Here is a 17,072-nt window from a genome sequence, read left to right as displayed (position 1 = left end):
GCGTTACAATAGGGCAATCATGGGGCCTTAATTGCGCCTCGATTGAATTGATATTTTCTAAAGCAGCAGGTAGATAACGAATATGAGCGAATTATTAATAGAAGAAGCAACCTTAGATGAAGCTGTAGCAGAACTGTCAACGTTACACGATTGGCTACGGTGGACCACGAGTCAATTTGCCAGCAGTGGTATTTTCTTTGGTCATGGAACTGATAACGCATGGGATGAAGCAGTCAACTTGTTACTGCCCGCGTTAAGCTTACCCATTGATGCACCAAAAGAATTAATGCATGCCCGGTTAACTAGCACCGAAAAAAACCGCCTTGCGGGATTAATTGCAGAACGTATAAATGATTTCACGCCAGTACCTTATCTGACTAATATTGCATGGTTTGCTAATATGCCATTTTATGTCGATGAGCGCGTATTGATCCCACGTTCACCTTTTGCAGAGTTAATACATAATCGCTTTTCACCTTGGCTAGCTGAGCCTGAATCGGTAAATCGTATTTTAGATTTATGTACCGGTTCTGGTTGTATCGCGATTGCATTAGCACAAACTTTTGCAGAAGCGCAGGTTGATGCCGTTGATATTTCTTATGAAGCACTCGAAGTTGCTGATATCAATATCACAGATTATCAGTTAAGTGACCGTGTATTACCTATTCAATCCGACGTATTCAGCGGTGTACCAGGGCAGAAATATGACCTGATCGTGGCAAACCCTCCGTATGTAGACGCCGAAGATATGGCTGATTTACCGCGTGAGTTCCACCATGAGCCAGAGCTTGGCTTGGCATCAGGCCATGATGGTCTTGATGTAACCCGTACTATTTTGAGTGAAGCGGCCGATCATCTAACTGATAACGGTTTGTTATTTGTCGAAGTTGGTAATTCTATGGTACACATGGATGCCCTTTATCCAAATGCGCCTTTTGAATGGGTTGAGTTTGAGCAAGGTGGATTTGGCGTATTTATGATCAGCAAAAAACAACTCGTTGCATATTTCGCAGACTGATCACCACAAAAATCAAAGCCGAGCCTCAGGCTCGGTACTTAGTAGTCATTAGGAATGAGGAAAGTTAATGGCAGGTAATAGCATAGGGCAGTTATTTAAAGTGTCCACCTTTGGCGAAAGCCACGGCGTCGCCTTAGGCGGTGTTGTGGATGGCACGCCCGCAGGTCTTGAAATCACTGAGGCAGATTTACAAATCGATTTAGATCGTCGTAAACCAGGGCAAAGCCGTTACACTACGCAGCGCCGTGAGAGTGATCAAATTAAAATTTTAGCGGGTGTTTTTGAAGGTAAAACCACCGGCACCAGTATTGGTTTATTAATTGAAAATACCGACCAACGTTCACAAGATTATGGCAAAATTAAAGACGTATTTCGCCCAGGTCATGGTGACTACACGTACTGGCATAAATACGGCCTACGCGATTATCGCGGTGGTGGCCGTTCATCTGCTCGCGAAACCGCTATTCGTGTTGCCGCAGGCGCTATTGCTAAAAAGTATCTAAAGCAATTTCATGGTATTGAAGTACGCGCGTGCTTGAGCCAACTTGGGCCAATTAAAGCTGAAAATTACGATTGGGATGAAGTTGAAAATAATCTTTTCTTTTTCCCAGATGCAAGCAAGTTAGACGCGCTTGACGACTATATGCGCGACCTTAAAAAACAAGGTGACTCAGTCGGCGCGAAAGTAAAAGTAGTGGCTAAGAATGTACCTGTTGGTTTAGGTGAGCCGGTATTTGACCGCCTTGATGCAGAACTTGCCCACTCACTGATGAGTATTAACGCAGTAAAAGGCGTTGAAATTGGCGACGGCTTTGATGTGGTTGAGCAAAAAGGCTCTGAGCATCGTGATGAGTTAACCCCTGATGGCTTTACCTCAAATCATGCCGGTGGGGTGCTTGCAGGTATCTCTACAGGGCAAGATATAATCGCGTCAATTGCACTCAAACCGACATCAAGTATTACGATCCCCGGTAATAGTATTAACACGAGTAATGAATCGGTTGAGATGATCACCAAAGGCCGTCACGACCCATGTGTTGGCATTCGTGCAATCCCGATTGCCGAGGCGATGATGGCCATTACTTTAATGGATCATTTACTACGTCAACGTGGTCAAAACCCGCATGTTCATCATGAGCATGGGCCAATAAATGGCTCTGTTTAGGGTTTAGTTAAAAGCATTTAGAATTATTTAAAAGCGCGATGTTAATCGCGCTTTTTTGTTGTGGTTATTTTAAGATAGACATCAAAGTTTCAGGAGCGGGATCAGGCTGTGTTTTTGATCTGTCCATTGCGCCAAATGTACTGTTGAATAAGGTGTTATCGGTGATAAGTCTGTCATGGCTATCGAATTTAAAAATGCTTGGTTATTCGTCATTACGACCCATTGTGAGCCTAACTGCGTACCGCTATAGTTAAATTTGATCAGAGATTTATCGAAGCGCTTACTGTGAGCTTGGAGCACTGGCATCAAATCAATATGATTATTGGATATATGGATAATTAATAAGCCGCCTTTTGTTAGTCGCTGCCAATATAACTGAAAAGCTTCCTCAGTCAGTAAATGGGTAGGAATAACATCACTTGAAAAAGCATCAATAATTAACGCATTCATTAACGGTGCATTATTTTTTTGCTCTTCAGTTAAGGTGATTCTGCCATCGCCAATAGCCACATCAATGCGTGCAGGACTATCTGTTAAATATGAAAAATAATTCATGGCCATGTTATAAACCGCAGGGTTAAGTTCATAAAAGCGGATTTTATCGAACTTATCGCCAAACTTTGCTAAAACTCCAGCACCTAAACCAATAATACCTATATTTAAATCTTGTTGCTTTTTTAATGCTGACAATGATTTAGCGATACCAGTATGGTGATGGTAATAGCTGTTTGTGAGTTCAGTTTGTTTATTAAGTGGCTGTGAGCCATGAATCGTTGTGCCATCGATTAGGCGTCGTTCAGCAAGATCAGACGTTGTAATGTCTTTGACAGTGACATAACCGTAAAAATTTCTCTCAGACGCTAAGTTGTATTGATTAAAATTAACAAAAAGATAGCTATATCCTGTGCCCCAAATAACCAGCGTAGCCAGTAAAGCTATTTTATAGCAAGAGGACGTTTTCGTCGTCTGGGTGAGTAGCGTGTATATAAATAATGAAAGCGCTACAGCTAACGCCACAATGAATTCTGTTATTTGTTCAAACAGTAGCGGTGCGACTAAGGCACTGAGTAAACTGCCGATCACTCCTCCTAAAGCGATATATAAATAAAATACAGTAAGCAGTGAGCCATCTGGCGCGAGTTTTCGAAGTTCACCATGACAGATCATACAAACAATGAATAAAATAAAGCTGTAGATCACCAGTTGAGCTAAAGCATTAAATTGGCTGCCAAGGAAAAACATCATCAGCCCTGCGAATGCGCTAAATATTAATAAGTACGTCCAATGGGCGCGATTATAGCTTTTTGCGGATGCAAACGCATAACTGAAGGTCAGCAAATATATTACCAATGGTAAAGCCCATATCAGAGGCATAGGCGGGATGTTGATGCTGATCATCTGAGTTGTCGCGATCAACATCATTGAACTGGTTGCTGAGAACGCAATCCACAGCCAATTAGGTTTGACGAGCAAAGTCGTTTTTGACTTAGTAATAGCTTTATCAGCGATACTGCCATTACTAAATAATACATAAATTAGGCACAATAACAGTATACAGTATGCAAATAACCCCACTGTCCAATAGCTCTTTTGCTCATCGATTGAAAATAAAACTTCAAAAATAAATGGGTAACTCAGCAAAGCAAGTAGTGAACCCAGATTCGAAAGCGAATACCATTGATAAGGTACAGTCATAGCGGTCGATTCAATATACCAGCGCTGCAATAGTACGCTGGTGGCACTTAGTAACATAAAGACTAAGCCAACCTGTAAAAACAATTTAGCAATCACTGACCACGCTGGTGTTAGTGATAAAAATAGACTGACTTCAATTGTGTTAAAAGTAATGATGCTCGATACAGCCACTAACAATGTGTGTATAAATAATTGTCGTTTGAGCTGATAACGGCTTAACAAATGAGCATATAAATAGCCGAGTAACAGCATGCTTTGATAAAAAAATAGGCTGGTTGACCAAACCGAAGCGCCACCGCCAAACTCGGGTAGTAGCTCTTTAGATAAGATAGGTTGAATTTGAAAGAGTAGAAACGCGCTCACAAAAATAATGAATGTCGATAATATCCGTTGCATCTTTTTTATTACTTAGTAAATGGTGCCTAACCATTAACTGAACTAATTAATGCGGCAATGTAATAACCCTTGAGTTTATCTTAAGAAAATCTTAATCTATGATTTGTATGAATTTATTGGAGTTGTAAGTGGGTAGGTTTCGAATCGGGAATTTTGACGTCGATGTTAGCCGTGGTAAAATTTCCTCAGCTGAAGGCGTACAAATTGTCGAACCTAAGGTTATGGATGTGCTCCAATTTTTGTACTCTCATAGGGGCAATGTGGTAAGCCAGGAAGAAATTTTTGCAGCTGTGTGGCCTAATTCAGTGTTTAGCCCAAGTAATGTGCAACGCAATATTGCACTGCTTAGGAAAGCATTAAATGAAGATTCTAAAAATCCACAATTCATCATTACCCACCCGAAACGGGGTTATTGCCTTGAGCTTAACGAACAAACACGTTCTCACTGTGTAAAGTGGCCGTTGTTGGCTTTTATTGCCGTGACAATTGTATGTTTGGTTGGTGGTTGGTGCGCATTTGCAACGCAGGTTGTTAAAACTGATTTCTCTGCGTTGGTGCCTGTAACATCAAATGAAGCCAATGAATCCTCTCAATCGCAATCTAATAACGGCAATTATTTAGCATTTGTTCGCGGTGACAATGATAATCAGCATATCTGGCTAAAAGAATTAACGACAGGTAAAGAGGTACAATTATCCCAGCACCCATCGACCTACTATAGTCTAGGCTGGAGTCCGGATAATCGCGCATTGGCTTTTATAGAAAAACAAAATGATGTTAGCCAATTAGCGTATTTTAATTTAGACATGGTAACTCTAACGAGTTTAAATTACGCCAACGTACTGGAATTTAAAGAATATTTAGTTACCAGCCAGCAATTACAATGGACTAATAACAATCAGGTTTATTTTATTGAGCGACGAAAACATAAAAATGATACGCAGCTTTCGACCGTCAATATAGAAACTAAACAAAAACAGGTAATCAAAGCCTCAATGGGTCAAGACTGGTTAAAGTTACATGCGTTGTCGCCAGATCAAACGCAACTAGCGCTTGGTTATGAAGCAGGACAAAATAACTACCGTATTGAAATACTGAATTTAACGGATAATAGTAGTAAAACAATTGCCGTTATTGAAGATGGTATTCAGGGGCTTAGTTGGCACCCAAGTGGTGAATACTTGCTGATAAGCAACACAAATAATCTATTACTTATTGATCGTCAGGGCAACTCAACTGATATCGAATTTAATAATTATCAAGTTATTCGAGATGCTGCATTCACGCCATCTGGTGAGGAGATATTGATGGAGCTTGTAAATATTGATGTTGATATTTTGCGTGCAACTAGTGCAACACCTCAGCAGTATGAAAAGCTCGTCGATACCTCGTCGGTTGATTTTTTGCCGGTATTCTCACCTGATTCAACTAAGTTTGTCTTTGAATCCCATCGTTTTGGTTTAAAACAGCTATTTTTATATGAGCAAGGTAAACAAACGCTGATTTTTGCAAACCCTAATAATGAAGAACTGTTTGGGGTTGTTTGGTCAAAAAATGGCGAAGAAGTGATCACCGCAAGCAAAGATAAACTGTTTCGAATTGATTTAAAAAGTGGCGATTATCAAGAAATAGCCCACCATCATCATTCGTTTTATCTCAGAGAGAAGTTTTATAATGAAGATGCGATCTTGGTTTCATATCGCGCTGACGATGGCGTTACATTTCACCCAGCAAAATTAGACATGCAAACATTAAGTTTATCGCCATTCACTGGCCAAGGAGAGCGGCTGGCTTGTTATGCAATGGCTTTAGACAAACACGATCAGATTTATTTTTCAAATAACAAACAGGTATTTCGACTCGATCAAGATGGCAATTTTGCTCAAGTATGGCACGCAGATGATAGTGATATTATTGGTCTGGCGGTCGATGAGCAAACGTTGAGTATTACCTTAGAGCAAGAAGATGGTTATGAGCTTAATATGTTTGATTTACAAAGCGCTCACTCAGAAATACGCCATATCGCGAACGAGAAAGGTAATATGTTAATTAATGCTTCACACGATAATACGCAACTTTTATATCTTACTGAGCCAAAGCGAAAACGCACCTTAGTAAGGCTGCGATAGTCTTTAAAACCCAAGATTCACAAGGTAAGTGCATAATCTGCTGCTATTAGCTTTACTAACTCTCGTTTTATCGGGTTATGAGCGTGGTTTGCGTGTAATAGTACGATATCAATAACGGGCAAGGGCGGCAGAGTTGAGTCAGTAACCGTCACCAGCTCCTGAGTGTTACTTACCTCAGCCATCACACCAACGGCTAGATTGGCTTTTACTAATGCTGTGAGCGCACTGAGCGAGCCGCAGCAAGCAACAATGTTAAATGGGCGTTCAGCCTTTAGTAACCCTTCAATAGCCGCTTGATGAAATTTACAATCTCGTTGAAATATTGCAACTGGCAGGGTCATAGCGGATTGATAGTTAAATTCGGCACTTTTAACCCACACACCTTTGCTTGATTCTAAAAAATAACCTTCTTCAGAGCTGGGCGAGCGCGTCGCAATCACCATGTCTAGCAAGCCTTGATCTAGCTGTGTTTTGAGCTGGTTGGTCGGCGCGCAACTGATTTGTAAATCAAGTTGCGGTATATGTTTATGTAATAAAGCCACAACTTTAGGTAATACTGTGCCTGCATAATCGTCAGGACATGCTAAGCGCACGCGAGTTTGCCCACCACCGGTTTTAAGTTGTTTATAGGCTTCATCATGCAGTGCTAATAATTGTTTTGCGTAGCTGGCTAAGTGAACGCCACTTGACGATAGTACAAGCTGCCTGCCTTGTTTGATAAATAATGGATTACCCAGCTCTTGTTCGAGCTTTTTCATTTGCATGCTCACTGCCGATTGGGTGCGGCATACTTGTTGAGCAGCGCGAGTAAAGCTGCCCGTTTCAACAAAAGCGCAAAAAGTACGTAGGGCGTCTAAATCCATATTTAACTCATCTATCAATTTTACTTATGTATTGTATAAAAACTATTGGTAAGTAATTAATTTACTACTGCTTTATATTAGGGATATTAAACACTACTAAGGAACGCAAATGCAATTATTTATCGGTAATAAAAACTATTCGACATGGTCGCTTAGAGCATGGTATTTAATGAGTAAATTCAATGTTATTTTTACTGAGAAACAACTCGTATTAGACACCCCTGAGTTTTATGAAACGCTTAAAAACGGTTTTGCAGTACAGAAAGTACCCGCCTTAGTCGATGGCGACTTGCAGGTATGGGATTCATTGGCAATTTGTGAATACATCAATGATGCTTATTTATCAAATACAGCTTGGCCTATTGATACTGCGCAGCGAGCGACAGCCCGCAGTTTAAGCGCTGAAATGCATACCGGCTTTATGGCGCTGCGTAATGAAATGCCAATGAATATTCGTGCAACTCGCCTAATTGAGTTATCTGCGGCGGCTAAAAAAGACATTAGCCGCATTGATGAAATATTCAGCCAGCAACAACGTAGTTACCCAAATGCGTGGTTGTTTGGTGAGTTTAGTATCGCAGATGCTATGTATGCGCCTGTAGTACTTAGGTTAAAAACCTACCAAATTTCACTTTCAGCTTTGGCGGAGCATTATTGTCAGCATGTTTTAAGTTGCCCTACATTACAACAGTGGATCACCGAAGCGCTAAAAGAAACTGATATTGTTGCTTGCGATGAAGCAGGGGTTGATGTTACTTAAAGTAACTTGCCAAGCGCTAAGGTTATGAGGACGTATGGAACAGATTAAGCTATCACACCAAGATACATTAAAGCGGCTAGAAAGGTTTAGTCGCTTTACCGACAGCAGTATTGGCATTCCTTTTACTCGGTTTAAGTTTGGCGTAGAGGCACTGATCGGTATTCTGCCTGGTATTGGAGATCTAGCTGGGCTAATTTTATCTAGCTATATTCTATTTGAAGCCCAGCGCTTAGGAGTTAGTAAGCGTATAAAATTACGTATCGTAATAAATATGTTGATTGATTTTTTTGGTGGCCTAATTCCGCTTGTCGGTGATATTTTTGACGCTTACTTTAAAGCAAATACCCGCAATACCCGTCTACTGAAACGCTACTTAGTAAAACAATAACGATAAAAATAAGTTAGTTTTTATCGTTATTAAAAAAGTATTCTGCAATCACTTGTTTCTGTTGGCCAAACGGGTCTGAAATGCCAATCCCAATGCCGATTATTTTACCCTGCGCTTCAGGCGGGTGGGCTTGCATTTGTTTATTTAAAATAACGAGCTTAGGGCTTTTCTCGTTAGCTAATAATGTTAAATGCGGCTGAAAGTTCTGAAATACATTGGGGCTACCATAGCGCTCAAATGCCGTTAATTTGTTGGGGTAGTTTTTAACCCAGCTAGGGATTGTGGCATTTGTATCGCGTAATGGCTCAATCGCCATTGTTACTTCATCTGCTAGCCTTTGCAGCTTAGGCGAATACTGTAAGTTAATAAATGCCCAATTACTTTGCGTAACACTAAAACCTTGCGCTGTTATAGCAAACTCTTGATGTTGCTCGGTGATACTTTTTACAGCACGTTTAATGTCTTCTTCTGAGCCTTCAACAAAGTCAGTTAAATACAAAGTAACGTGCACTGGCTTACCTTTTTCATAAAAACTCATGATCCCTTCTTTTTTTAATGCATCACTAGTTTGCTCAACTAAGTTAATGATTGACTTGGAAGGGATTGCAAACACATTGATGCTGACACTTTTTGCAAATGAGGGCAGGGGGATACTTATCAGCGTAATTAAAGTAACAACTAAAAGCTTCGGTCGTTTTATAAAAAGTAATTTGAACATGGGTTTATAATTTTATTCTTAAATTCGGATAGTAAGTGTAAAGAGGATAAGGGTTATTACTTGAACAGTAAATAAAAGGAGCTAGATTGCAGCGAATACATATTTTTGGCTTAGCTAAATTTGCAAAGTAAAGGCAAGACAATAACGCATGGCTGCTTAGTCGTTATCAACTTTTACATTCTTGCTAAAAGCCCGTACAATTCGCCTCGATTTTAATGTGCATTTGTTGCATTTTACCGAGGCGAATTAATCAGACTTTTATGCATCAAATAGCCGATTTAACATCTATTTTTGAACGCACTTTTTACCACAGCCATAATACACGCTTGGTCAAAGGTGAGCATGAGCCTATTTATATTCCCGCTGATGTTAAAACGCCGTATCATCAAATTGTGTTTGCCCATGGTTTTTATGCCAGTGCACTGCACGAAATAGCTCATTGGCTGGTGGCGGGTGATAAACGTCGTTTACTCGAAGATTACGGTTATTGGTATTGCCCAGATGGCCGTGATAAAGCTCAGCAAGCAGAATTTGAAGCCGTTGAAGTAAAACCGCAAGCAATCGAGTGGGCGTTGAGTGTTGCTACAGGTTTTGAGTTTAATGTTTCGGTTGATAATTTAAATGGTGAGCAAACCTGTCGTTTTGATTTTCAGGCGCGAGTACACAAGCAACTTTTACAGTTCCTAAAAATAGGCTTTAATCCTCGGACTACTGCACTTTTAAAAGCATTAAGCGAATTTTACAATACGCCATGGCCATTGAATGCCGGGCAGTTTGTATGGCAACATCCTCAGGAGTTAAGTAATGCAGTTTAAGTTAGGACTAATTGTAAACCCAGTTGCTGGTTTAGGTGGCAGTGTGGCGCTCAAAGGTAGTGATGGTGTTGCGGCTAAAGCTCTGGCGCTTGGCGCTGAGCCAAAAGCTAATTTACGCACTAAAGCAGCGCTTGAGGTGTTATTGCCTTATCAAGATAAAATAACAATTTATACTGTTAATCACTCAATGGGTGAAAGCACCGCTACAGATCTTGGTTTTAATACCGAAGTTGTGTATCAAAGCGAGCACCCCAGTAGTGCAGATGATACTGAGCGTGCAGCCAAGGTATTGCAACAGCTAGGTGTTGATTTAATTTTATTTGCTGGTGGCGATGGCACTGCGCGCAATATTTGTCATGCGGTTGAAGATAGCGTACCGGCACTTGGCATTCCTGCAGGCTGTAAAATTCATTCAGGGGTTTATGCAATCACGCCAAAGGCCGCAGGGCGGGTAGTCGAAATGCTGGTCAAAGGTGAACTAGTTACCTTAGGCGATGCCGATGTGATGGATATTGACGAAGATGCGTTTCGTCAAGGCACAGTTAAAGCAAAACGTTATGGTGAAATGCAAGTACCCAGTGAAGTACGTTATGTACAAGCGGTAAAAAATGGCGGTAAAGAAACCGACGAGCTGGTACTTGCTGATATTGCCGGCTATGTCGTCAGTGAAATGGATGAAGATACGTTATATGTAATGGGCAGTGGCTCAACAGTTGCAGCTATTATGCAAGAAATGGGACTTGAAAATACCTTATTAGGTGTTGATTTAGTTGCAGATCAAAGCTTAATTGCGCAAGATCTTACAGCTGAACAATTATTAGCGATGACCCATCAGCGCGACACTAAATTAGTGATCACGCTAATTGGTGGCCAAGGCCATATTTTTGGCCGTGGCAATCAACAGTTAAGCCCAGCACTTATTCGCGCGATAGGGCTGGATAATATTATTGTGGTGGCTACCAAAACTAAATTACAGGCTTTAAACGGCCGCCCGCTCATTTGCGATACAGGCGATAGTGAGCTGGATGATGAATTAAGCGGTTATATTCGTGTAACCTGCGGATTTAACGACCATATTATGTATGCAGTAGGCCATCAAGATTGATTGGTAGAAGACCCTGCAAAATCAGGAGAAGTAGAAGTGAGTTTAGTAAATTATATTGACGCAGCCCAACAGTATTTTGATGACTTAGTGATCAAAGCCACTGATGATGAGTTATTTGCCGGTGGTTATTTACGAGGCCATTTTGATTTAGCAGTAGGCTATGCGCAAGTTGAAGAGCTTAATCTTGAAATAGATGAGCTCAATGAAACCGTTGAAAAAAGTTTAGTGAAAGCGTATCGCAATGGTGAGCTTAACGAAGAAGATAAAGCCCTAGTAGTAAGATTATGGGAAGAAGTAAAAGCACTCGCTTAAAAGACTAAATAAAAAGTTATTTAAAAAAACGGCAATAGTGCCGTTTTTTTGTGCATTGAGCCTATTTAGTTCCTATAAAATGTATTTTCTGTTCACTTAAAATTTACCTCATTCCCTAGATACGCTAAAGTACCACTGACTAAACTCTAGGGAACAAGTGAAATGAATAATAATAAAGATGCGGCAATGCCCTCGGGCATAGTTGCGCGATTTTTAAATTTTGTTGAGCGGGTAGGAAATAAACTGCCTGATCCGGCAATCATCTTTTTGTTTGCCATGTTACTAATTTGGCTACTGTCGTGGTGGTTCTCAGGTGTTACTTTTGACGCTATCGACCCTCGTACCGGTGAAGCCATTATTATTAATAATATGTTGGCGAGTGATTCGTTGGCGACCTTTTTATCATCAATGGTAAAAACTTTTACCGGTTTTGCACCGTTAGGTGTGGTGTTAGTGGCCATGCTGGGTGTAGGGGTTGCTGAACATTCTGGCTTTATTAATACTGGCCTTAAGTTAATGTTAAAGGTGACACCTAAAAAACTTTTAACACCGTCAATTATTTTAGTCGCCATCGTCAGCCATACAGCAACCGATGCAGGTTATGTGTTAGTCATTCCGTTAGCTGGTGTTATATTTTATACAGCAGGGCGCCATCCATTGGCGGGTATTGCGGCGGCATTTGCGGGAGTCAGTGGTGGCTTTGGTGCAAACTTTATTCCGTCGGGGATTGATCCACTATTGCAAAGCTTTACCCAAAGTGCGGCGCAAATTATTAACCCCGCGATGTCGATTAACCCATTAAATAACTGGGCGTTTACCTCGGCTTCAAGTTTATTCATTATTTTATTAGGCTGGTACATCACCGATAAAATCATTGAACCACGGTTAAAAAATACCGAATTAGATGGTAATAAAGAAGATTTACCTGCATTTGAAGATGCCCGTAGCGACGAAAAACGCGCGTTTTTTATTGCAAGTACAGTGATGATTGCAGGTCTTGCGTTATTAGCTTATGTGTCAGCCCCTGCGGACTCTGCAATGCGAAGCGAAGATGGCTCTTTAACTAATTTTCGCTCGCCTTTAATGCAATCTATCGTACCGCTAATTTTCCTACTGTTTTGGATACCTGGTGCAGTGTATGGTTTTACCGTTGGCACCTTTAAAAGCTCTAAAGATATGATAGATGCCATGAGTAAAGCAATGGGCGGCATGGCGTATTATATTGTAATGGCGTTCTTTTGTGCCTTGTTTATTGCTGCATTTAGTAAATCAAACTTGGGAGCTCTGCTGGCAATTGAAGGCGCACAGCTGTTAAAAGCCATGCAGTTACCAAGTGCGGTGACTGTTGTCGGTATCATCTTTTTAACTGGTTTTGTAAACTTGTTTGTTGGCTCAAGTTCAGCAAAGTGGGCGCTACTGGGCCCGGTGTTTGTGCCTATGTTAATGCAGTTAGGTATCTCGCCAGATTTAACTCAAGCGGCTTATCGCGTGGGCGATTCTAGTTCAAACATCATCACTCCTTTAATGCCGTATTTCCCATTAGTTGTGGTGTACTGCCAAAAATACGTCAAAGGCACGGGCATTGGCACGCTTATCGCGATGATGCTGCCATATTCAATCGCTTTTATGATTGGCTGGAGCTTATTTTTACTCGGTTACTGGGCACTGGGTATCCCGCTTGGATTAGACGCAAGTTACGTGTACCCAGCAGGCGCGCCTTAATAAATCACGGCTAAATATTTATGTGTAAAAACCTCGTCATTATAATGGCGAGGTTTTTTTGTGGTTAGTTTTATCCAGCCAGTTGTCAATTCGATCGTATACCCAGCTTGGTACGTATAAACCGGTAAATATATTCGTTAACTAGGTTTTAGTATGGCCAATGAACGCGCTGTTCCTACATCTCGATTTTCACGCTTTGCAAAGTTAGGCTCATTAGCAACCAGTGTCGCGAGTAATATGTTATTTGAGGGAGCCAAAAGTACTCTTTCAGGAAAGGGTTGGGATAATAAGAGCTTATTACTGCAGCCTAAAAACATAAAAAACCTAGCGACAGAACTATCACACTTACGCGGTGCGGCAATGAAATTAGGGCAGCTACTGTCAATGGATGCTGGGGATCTACTCAGTCCAGAGCTTGCTCAATTACTTGCATTACTTCGATCAGACGCTAATCCCATGCCACACAAACAACTCATTACTGTATTAAAAGAGCAGTGGGGAGATGACTGGTTATCGCGCTTTTCACATATTGAGCTTAGGCCATTTGCTGCCGCTTCTATTGGTCAAGTGCATTTGGCCTACCATGAAAACGGCGAGCAATTAGCTGTAAAAATTCAATACCCGGGGATCGCAAAAAGTGTGGTCAGTGATGTTGATAATGTTATATCGCTGCTTACACTGTCTCGTTTATTACCTAAAGATCTTGATATCAAGCCACTCGTTGCAGAGGCTAAAATACAATTATTAGCGGAAGCTGATTATCATCGTGAAGCGCAGTATTTATTACGTTATAAAAATGCATTGGCAAATAACCGACACTTTATTGTTCCTGACGTCTATAAAGAGCACAGTACTAAACAAATATTAACGATGCAGTATATTGAGGCTCAGCCTATAGAGGGAATTACCGAACTACCCAAAGCAGAGCAAAGCTTTGTGGCACAGCAACTTATTGCGTTATTTTTTAAAGAAATGTTTGAATTTAGACTGATACAAACAGATCCAAACTTTGCTAATTTTCATTATCAACCAGCCACACAAAAAATCGTTTTATTTGATTTTGGGGCAACCCGCGAGATTTCGCCTCAGTTGAGCCAAGCTTATCTAGCTTTATTTAAAGCAGGCAGTGAGAATAATCGTGATGGTGTATTAAATGCGGCCACTCAGATTGGTTATTTTAAAGATACATTGCGTGACAGTTATAAAGATAATGTCATAGAGCTATTTTTAATGGCGTGTGAGCCACTGCGTCACGATGGTGATTTTGATTTTAAAAATAGCCAACTGGCATCAAATATTAAAGATGCTGGGTTGCAACTTAGTGCACAAGCACAGCAATGGCATACACCACCAGTGGATGCATTATTTATTCACCGTAAACTTGCTGGTTTATATTTGATTGCGGCTCGCTTAGAAGCAAAAATAGATGTTAGAGCGTTATTTATGCCAATTTTATTAAAAACATGATTATTTTAGCGAATTCAAATATTCATTCAATGCAATTGCTATCAACGACTCTTATGACTTCACAAAATCTTCCCCTCACGAATATTTACTTTATTCCAGACACAAAAAAACCTTGTCACTTTCGTGGCAAGGTTTTTTTATTAAAGAGTCGTTGCTTATTTAGCTGTGAAGCTTACTGGGCGACGTTCTTTACGAGGACCGCTACGCTTATCACCGCGTGCACTGTCATCTTTGTTAAAGCTGCGTTTTTTGTCACCTGATGGACGCTCAGAGCGTTCAGCACGTGGTTCAGCAGGACCTTGATCTTGTGTTAATGTTAAGCCCATTGGACGTTTACAAATAAACACTTTTTGGAAATGATCAAGTACATCTTTAGGCATGTTTTGCGGTAATTGAACCGTACTGTGATTGTCGTGTAAACGAATATCACCAATAAACTTGCTTGAGATGTCAGCTTCGTTAGCGATAGCGCCAACAATGTTCTTAACTTGAACACCATGTTCACGACCTACTTCGATACGGTAAGTATCCATAGGGCCTGCATCACGGCTATTACGTTCACGTGGTTTAGCATCACGGTCACGTGCAGGGCGTTCGCTGCGTTCATTACGACGACCACGGTCACCACGATCATTACGCTCACGTGGGTTACGGTCATTACGTTCGCTACGCTCACGTTGTTGGATCTTAACTTCTTCAACCTTAATTGGTGATTGTTGCTGTGCTAAACACAGTAACGCACCTGCTAGGTCTTCAGGAGCAAGTTCAAGCTTTTGCGCCATATTAGCTGCTACTTCATTAAAGAAAGTAATATCTTTATTTTCAAGCGCAATAGCTAATTTAGCTTGTAACGCTTCGATACGTTTTTCTTCAACAACTTTTGCAGTTGGTAGTTCAACTTGTACAATATCTGAATTCGTATGACGAATGATATTTTTAAGTAAATAACGTTCGTTATGTTTTACGAAAAGAATCGCTTTACCAGTACGACCAGCACGACCTGTACGGCCAATACGGTGAACATAAGCTTCAGAATCTTGTGGGATATCGTAGTTGATAACAAGGCTTAAACGGTCAACATCTAGACCACGTGCTGCAACGTCTGTTGCGATAACAACGTTTAGCATGCCACTTTTTAAGCGTTCTACTGTGCGTTCACGTGCTTGCTGGTTCATGTCACCGTTAAGTGGAGCTGCAGAGAAACCTTCGCGCTCTAATAACTCAGCAAGTTGTACTGTATCGTTACGTGTACGTACGAAAACAATCGCGCCTTCATATTGTTCAGCTTCTAAAAAGCGAACAATCGCTTTATTCTTGTGTACGCTGGCATTCCAAAACACTTGCTCAACAGATGATACCGTTGAGTTACGCGCAGAGATATGAACCTGTTCAGGATTATTCATATATTTGCTGCTAATGTTTTGAATTTGCTTCGGCATGGTCGCAGAGAAAAGATATGTTTGCTTTTCGCGCGGCGTTTTTTCCATGATGTTTTCAACATCATCGATAAAGCCCATACGTAACATTTCATCGGCTTCATCAAGTACAAGAGCTTGTAAGCTGTCAAACTTGATAGTGCCACGGTTAATATGATCGATTAAGCGACCTGGAGTAGCGACGATAACTTGCGCGCCACGACGAAGTGCACTTAATTGGATACTGTAGCTCTGGCCACCATAAAGTGCCAATACTTCAATACCACGAACATGTTTAGCATATTGTTCGAATGCCTCAGCTACTTGGATCGCAAGCTCACGGGTTGGTGTGAGTACAAGGATCTGCGGCTGCTTCACAGACGGGTCAATATTATTAAGTAATGGCAGTGCAAATGCTGCGGTTTTACCTGTACCCGTTTGAGCTAGTCCCAGTACGTCCTTTCTTTCTAGCAATAACGGTATACATTGAGCTTGGATTTCAGATGGTGTCTTGTAACCCAACTCTTCAACTGCCTTCAAAATTGCAGGAGAAAGATTTAGAGATTCAAACGTGACTGGTTCTGACATTAATACGCCTCAACGAATTTAAAGAGGCGCGCATTGTATAGGATTTACGAGGCAAATGCTTGTATAAATTGAAACTAATTTGTATGTAGTTGATGTTGGTCATAATTTAATCAATTTGATTGTGGGTAAATCAAATTGATTAACAAATTTTATACAGAACTTATTGATAAAGTCCAAGATTCTCTTTAGCGTAAGCTTCAAACTCAGTGAAACCACCGATGTGTGCTTGGTCAATAAAGATTTGTGGCACGGTTGGGCAAGGCTTACCTGCTGATTGTTCTAAATCGGCTTTACTAACGCCTTCTTTAATAATATCAACATAACGGTATTTAAAATCATCACGTTCATTTGCTAGTTTTTCAGCAACATCTTTAGCACGTACACAATAAGGGCAGCCTTCACGGCCAAAAATTACAGTTAACATATCGCTCTCCTCGATTTTATTTACATTCATCTTAACTAATTGAGAAAAAATAAACAGCGTAAAAAAACGATTGATGAATTCTATTTTAATGA

At 40.7% G+C, this 17,072-nt stretch carries 15 protein-coding genes; 10 read left to right on the top strand and 5 right to left on the bottom strand.

Translation table 11 applies throughout. The features are described from left to right. The first annotated feature begins 82 nt into the window (after positions 1-82). Together prmB and aroC are read left to right on the top strand one after the other, a co-directional pair. Positions 83-1,018: a 50S ribosomal protein L3 N(5)-glutamine methyltransferase gene (prmB, locus tag H5232_RS05930; protein WP_182794568.1), complete on the top strand. Its 936-nt coding sequence runs from the start codon at positions 83-85 to the stop codon at positions 1,016-1,018. Between the two features lie 67 nt (positions 1,019-1,085). Beyond that, complete coding sequence (gene aroC, locus H5232_RS05925; RefSeq protein WP_145240385.1) at positions 1,086-2,183, top strand: chorismate synthase; 1,098 nt, start codon at positions 1,086-1,088, stop codon at positions 2,181-2,183. Positions 2,184-2,264: 81 nt separating this feature from the next. Here aroC and H5232_RS05920 read toward each other — a convergent pair whose 3' ends face one another. Continuing rightward, on the bottom strand, positions 2,265-4,274 hold the full coding sequence (locus tag H5232_RS05920) for a fused MFS/spermidine synthase (RefSeq protein WP_149983023.1): 2,010 nt from the start codon (positions 4,272-4,274) through the stop codon (positions 2,265-2,267). A 128-nt stretch (positions 4,275-4,402) separates the two neighbouring features. On the opposite strand from H5232_RS05920, the gene H5232_RS05915 reads away from it, so the two are divergent. Then, complete coding sequence (locus tag H5232_RS05915; RefSeq protein ID WP_182784346.1) at positions 4,403-6,403, top strand: winged helix-turn-helix domain-containing protein; 2,001 nt, start codon at positions 4,403-4,405, stop codon at positions 6,401-6,403. 17 nt (positions 6,404-6,420) lie between these two features. On the opposite strand, the gene H5232_RS05910 is transcribed toward H5232_RS05915, so the two are convergent. Beyond that, positions 6,421-7,266 carry a LysR family transcriptional regulator gene (locus H5232_RS05910; RefSeq protein WP_145240391.1) on the bottom strand — a complete coding sequence of 282 codons (846 nt, stop codon included), beginning with the start codon at positions 7,264-7,266 and terminating at the stop codon, positions 6,421-6,423. Between the two features lie 109 nt (positions 7,267-7,375). Here H5232_RS05910 and H5232_RS05905 point away from each other — a divergent pair, with 109 nt between their 5' ends. Then, positions 7,376-8,026, top strand: coding sequence for a glutathione S-transferase family protein (locus H5232_RS05905; RefSeq protein WP_182740104.1), 651 nt, complete (start codon positions 7,376-7,378; stop codon positions 8,024-8,026). A 34-nt stretch (positions 8,027-8,060) separates the two neighbouring features. Continuing rightward, positions 8,061-8,414 carry a DUF4112 domain-containing protein gene (locus tag H5232_RS05900; RefSeq protein ID WP_145240395.1) on the top strand — a complete coding sequence of 118 codons (354 nt, stop codon included), beginning with the start codon at positions 8,061-8,063 and terminating at the stop codon, positions 8,412-8,414. Between the two features lie 13 nt (positions 8,415-8,427). Here the strand turns inward: H5232_RS05900 and H5232_RS05895 are convergent, their stop codons facing one another. Beyond that, positions 8,428-9,132, bottom strand: a complete 705-nt coding sequence (locus tag H5232_RS05895; protein ID WP_182740105.1) for a 2'-5' RNA ligase family protein — start codon at positions 9,130-9,132, stop codon at positions 8,428-8,430. 260 nt (positions 9,133-9,392) lie between these two features. Between H5232_RS05895 and H5232_RS05890 the strand changes: the two genes are divergently transcribed. From H5232_RS05890 to H5232_RS05870, 5 genes are all read left to right on the top strand, one after another. Beyond that, entirely contained in the window at positions 9,393-9,947 is a 555-nt protein-coding gene (locus tag H5232_RS05890; RefSeq protein ID WP_182830640.1) for an elongation factor P hydroxylase, read from the top strand. Next, entirely contained in the window at positions 9,937-11,052 is a 1,116-nt protein-coding gene (locus H5232_RS05885; protein ID WP_182767917.1) for an ATP-NAD kinase family protein, read from the top strand. Before H5232_RS05890 ends, H5232_RS05885 begins: the two co-directional genes overlap by 11 nt. A 36-nt stretch (positions 11,053-11,088) precedes the next feature. Continuing rightward, positions 11,089-11,364 (top strand): YfcL family protein, encoded by a 276-nt coding sequence (locus tag H5232_RS05880; RefSeq protein ID WP_145240403.1) that lies wholly within the window; start codon positions 11,089-11,091, stop codon positions 11,362-11,364. Between the two features lie 162 nt (positions 11,365-11,526). Next, positions 11,527-13,086 (top strand): AbgT family transporter, encoded by a 1,560-nt coding sequence (locus tag H5232_RS05875; RefSeq protein WP_182830639.1) that lies wholly within the window; start codon positions 11,527-11,529, stop codon positions 13,084-13,086. A 153-nt stretch (positions 13,087-13,239) separates the two neighbouring features. Beyond that, positions 13,240-14,553, top strand: coding sequence for an AarF/ABC1/UbiB kinase family protein (locus H5232_RS05870; RefSeq protein WP_182830638.1), 1,314 nt, complete (start codon positions 13,240-13,242; stop codon positions 14,551-14,553). Between the two features lie 155 nt (positions 14,554-14,708). On the opposite strand, the gene H5232_RS05865 is transcribed toward H5232_RS05870, so the two are convergent. Both H5232_RS05865 and H5232_RS05860 read right to left on the bottom strand, forming a co-directional pair. Further along, on the bottom strand, positions 14,709-16,556 hold the full coding sequence (locus H5232_RS05865; RefSeq protein ID WP_182830637.1) for a DEAD/DEAH box helicase: 1,848 nt from the start codon (positions 16,554-16,556) through the stop codon (positions 14,709-14,711). Between the two features lie 160 nt (positions 16,557-16,716). Further along, on the bottom strand, positions 16,717-16,980 hold the full coding sequence (locus H5232_RS05860; RefSeq protein ID WP_149983014.1) for a GrxA family glutaredoxin: 264 nt from the start codon (positions 16,978-16,980) through the stop codon (positions 16,717-16,719). Between the last annotated feature and the right edge of the window lie 92 nt (positions 16,981-17,072).

The organism is Pseudoalteromonas sp. SG41-5 (genome assembly GCF_014164495.1).
GTDB classification, from domain to species: domain Bacteria; phylum Pseudomonadota; class Gammaproteobacteria; order Enterobacterales; family Alteromonadaceae; genus Pseudoalteromonas; species Pseudoalteromonas rhizosphaerae.
The sequence above is the reverse complement of the archived record's forward strand: the minus strand, read 5'-3'. Positions and strand labels throughout refer to the sequence as shown.

Excerpts from the sequence above, each read along its gene's own strand:
- H5232_RS05900 (WP_145240395.1), top strand. The coding sequence starts at position 8,061 with ATGGAACAGATTAAGCTATCACACCAAGATACATTAAAGCGGCTAGAA.
- aroC (WP_145240385.1), top strand. The coding sequence starts at position 1,086 with ATGGCAGGTAATAGCATAGGGCAGTTATTTAAAGTGTCCACCTTTGGC.
- H5232_RS05895 (WP_182740105.1), bottom strand. The coding sequence starts at position 9,132 with ATGTTCAAATTACTTTTTATAAAACGACCGAAGCTTTTAGTTGTTACT.
- H5232_RS05910 (WP_145240391.1), bottom strand. The coding sequence starts at position 7,266 with ATGGATTTAGACGCCCTACGTACTTTTTGCGCTTTTGTTGAAACGGGC.
- H5232_RS05885 (WP_182767917.1), top strand. The coding sequence starts at position 9,937 with ATGCAGTTTAAGTTAGGACTAATTGTAAACCCAGTTGCTGGTTTAGGT.
- H5232_RS05865 (WP_182830637.1), bottom strand. The coding sequence starts at position 16,556 with ATGTCAGAACCAGTCACGTTTGAATCTCTAAATCTTTCTCCTGCAATT.
- H5232_RS05890 (WP_182830640.1), top strand. The coding sequence starts at position 9,393 with ATGCATCAAATAGCCGATTTAACATCTATTTTTGAACGCACTTTTTAC.
- H5232_RS05920 (WP_149983023.1), bottom strand. The coding sequence starts at position 4,274 with ATGCAACGGATATTATCGACATTCATTATTTTTGTGAGCGCGTTTCTA.
- H5232_RS05870 (WP_182830638.1), top strand. The coding sequence starts at position 13,240 with ATGGCCAATGAACGCGCTGTTCCTACATCTCGATTTTCACGCTTTGCA.
- H5232_RS05860 (WP_149983014.1), bottom strand. The coding sequence starts at position 16,980 with ATGTTAACTGTAATTTTTGGCCGTGAAGGCTGCCCTTATTGTGTACGT.
- H5232_RS05875 (WP_182830639.1), top strand. The coding sequence starts at position 11,527 with ATGAATAATAATAAAGATGCGGCAATGCCCTCGGGCATAGTTGCGCGA.
- prmB (WP_182794568.1), top strand. The coding sequence starts at position 83 with ATGAGCGAATTATTAATAGAAGAAGCAACCTTAGATGAAGCTGTAGCA.
- H5232_RS05905 (WP_182740104.1), top strand. The coding sequence starts at position 7,376 with ATGCAATTATTTATCGGTAATAAAAACTATTCGACATGGTCGCTTAGA.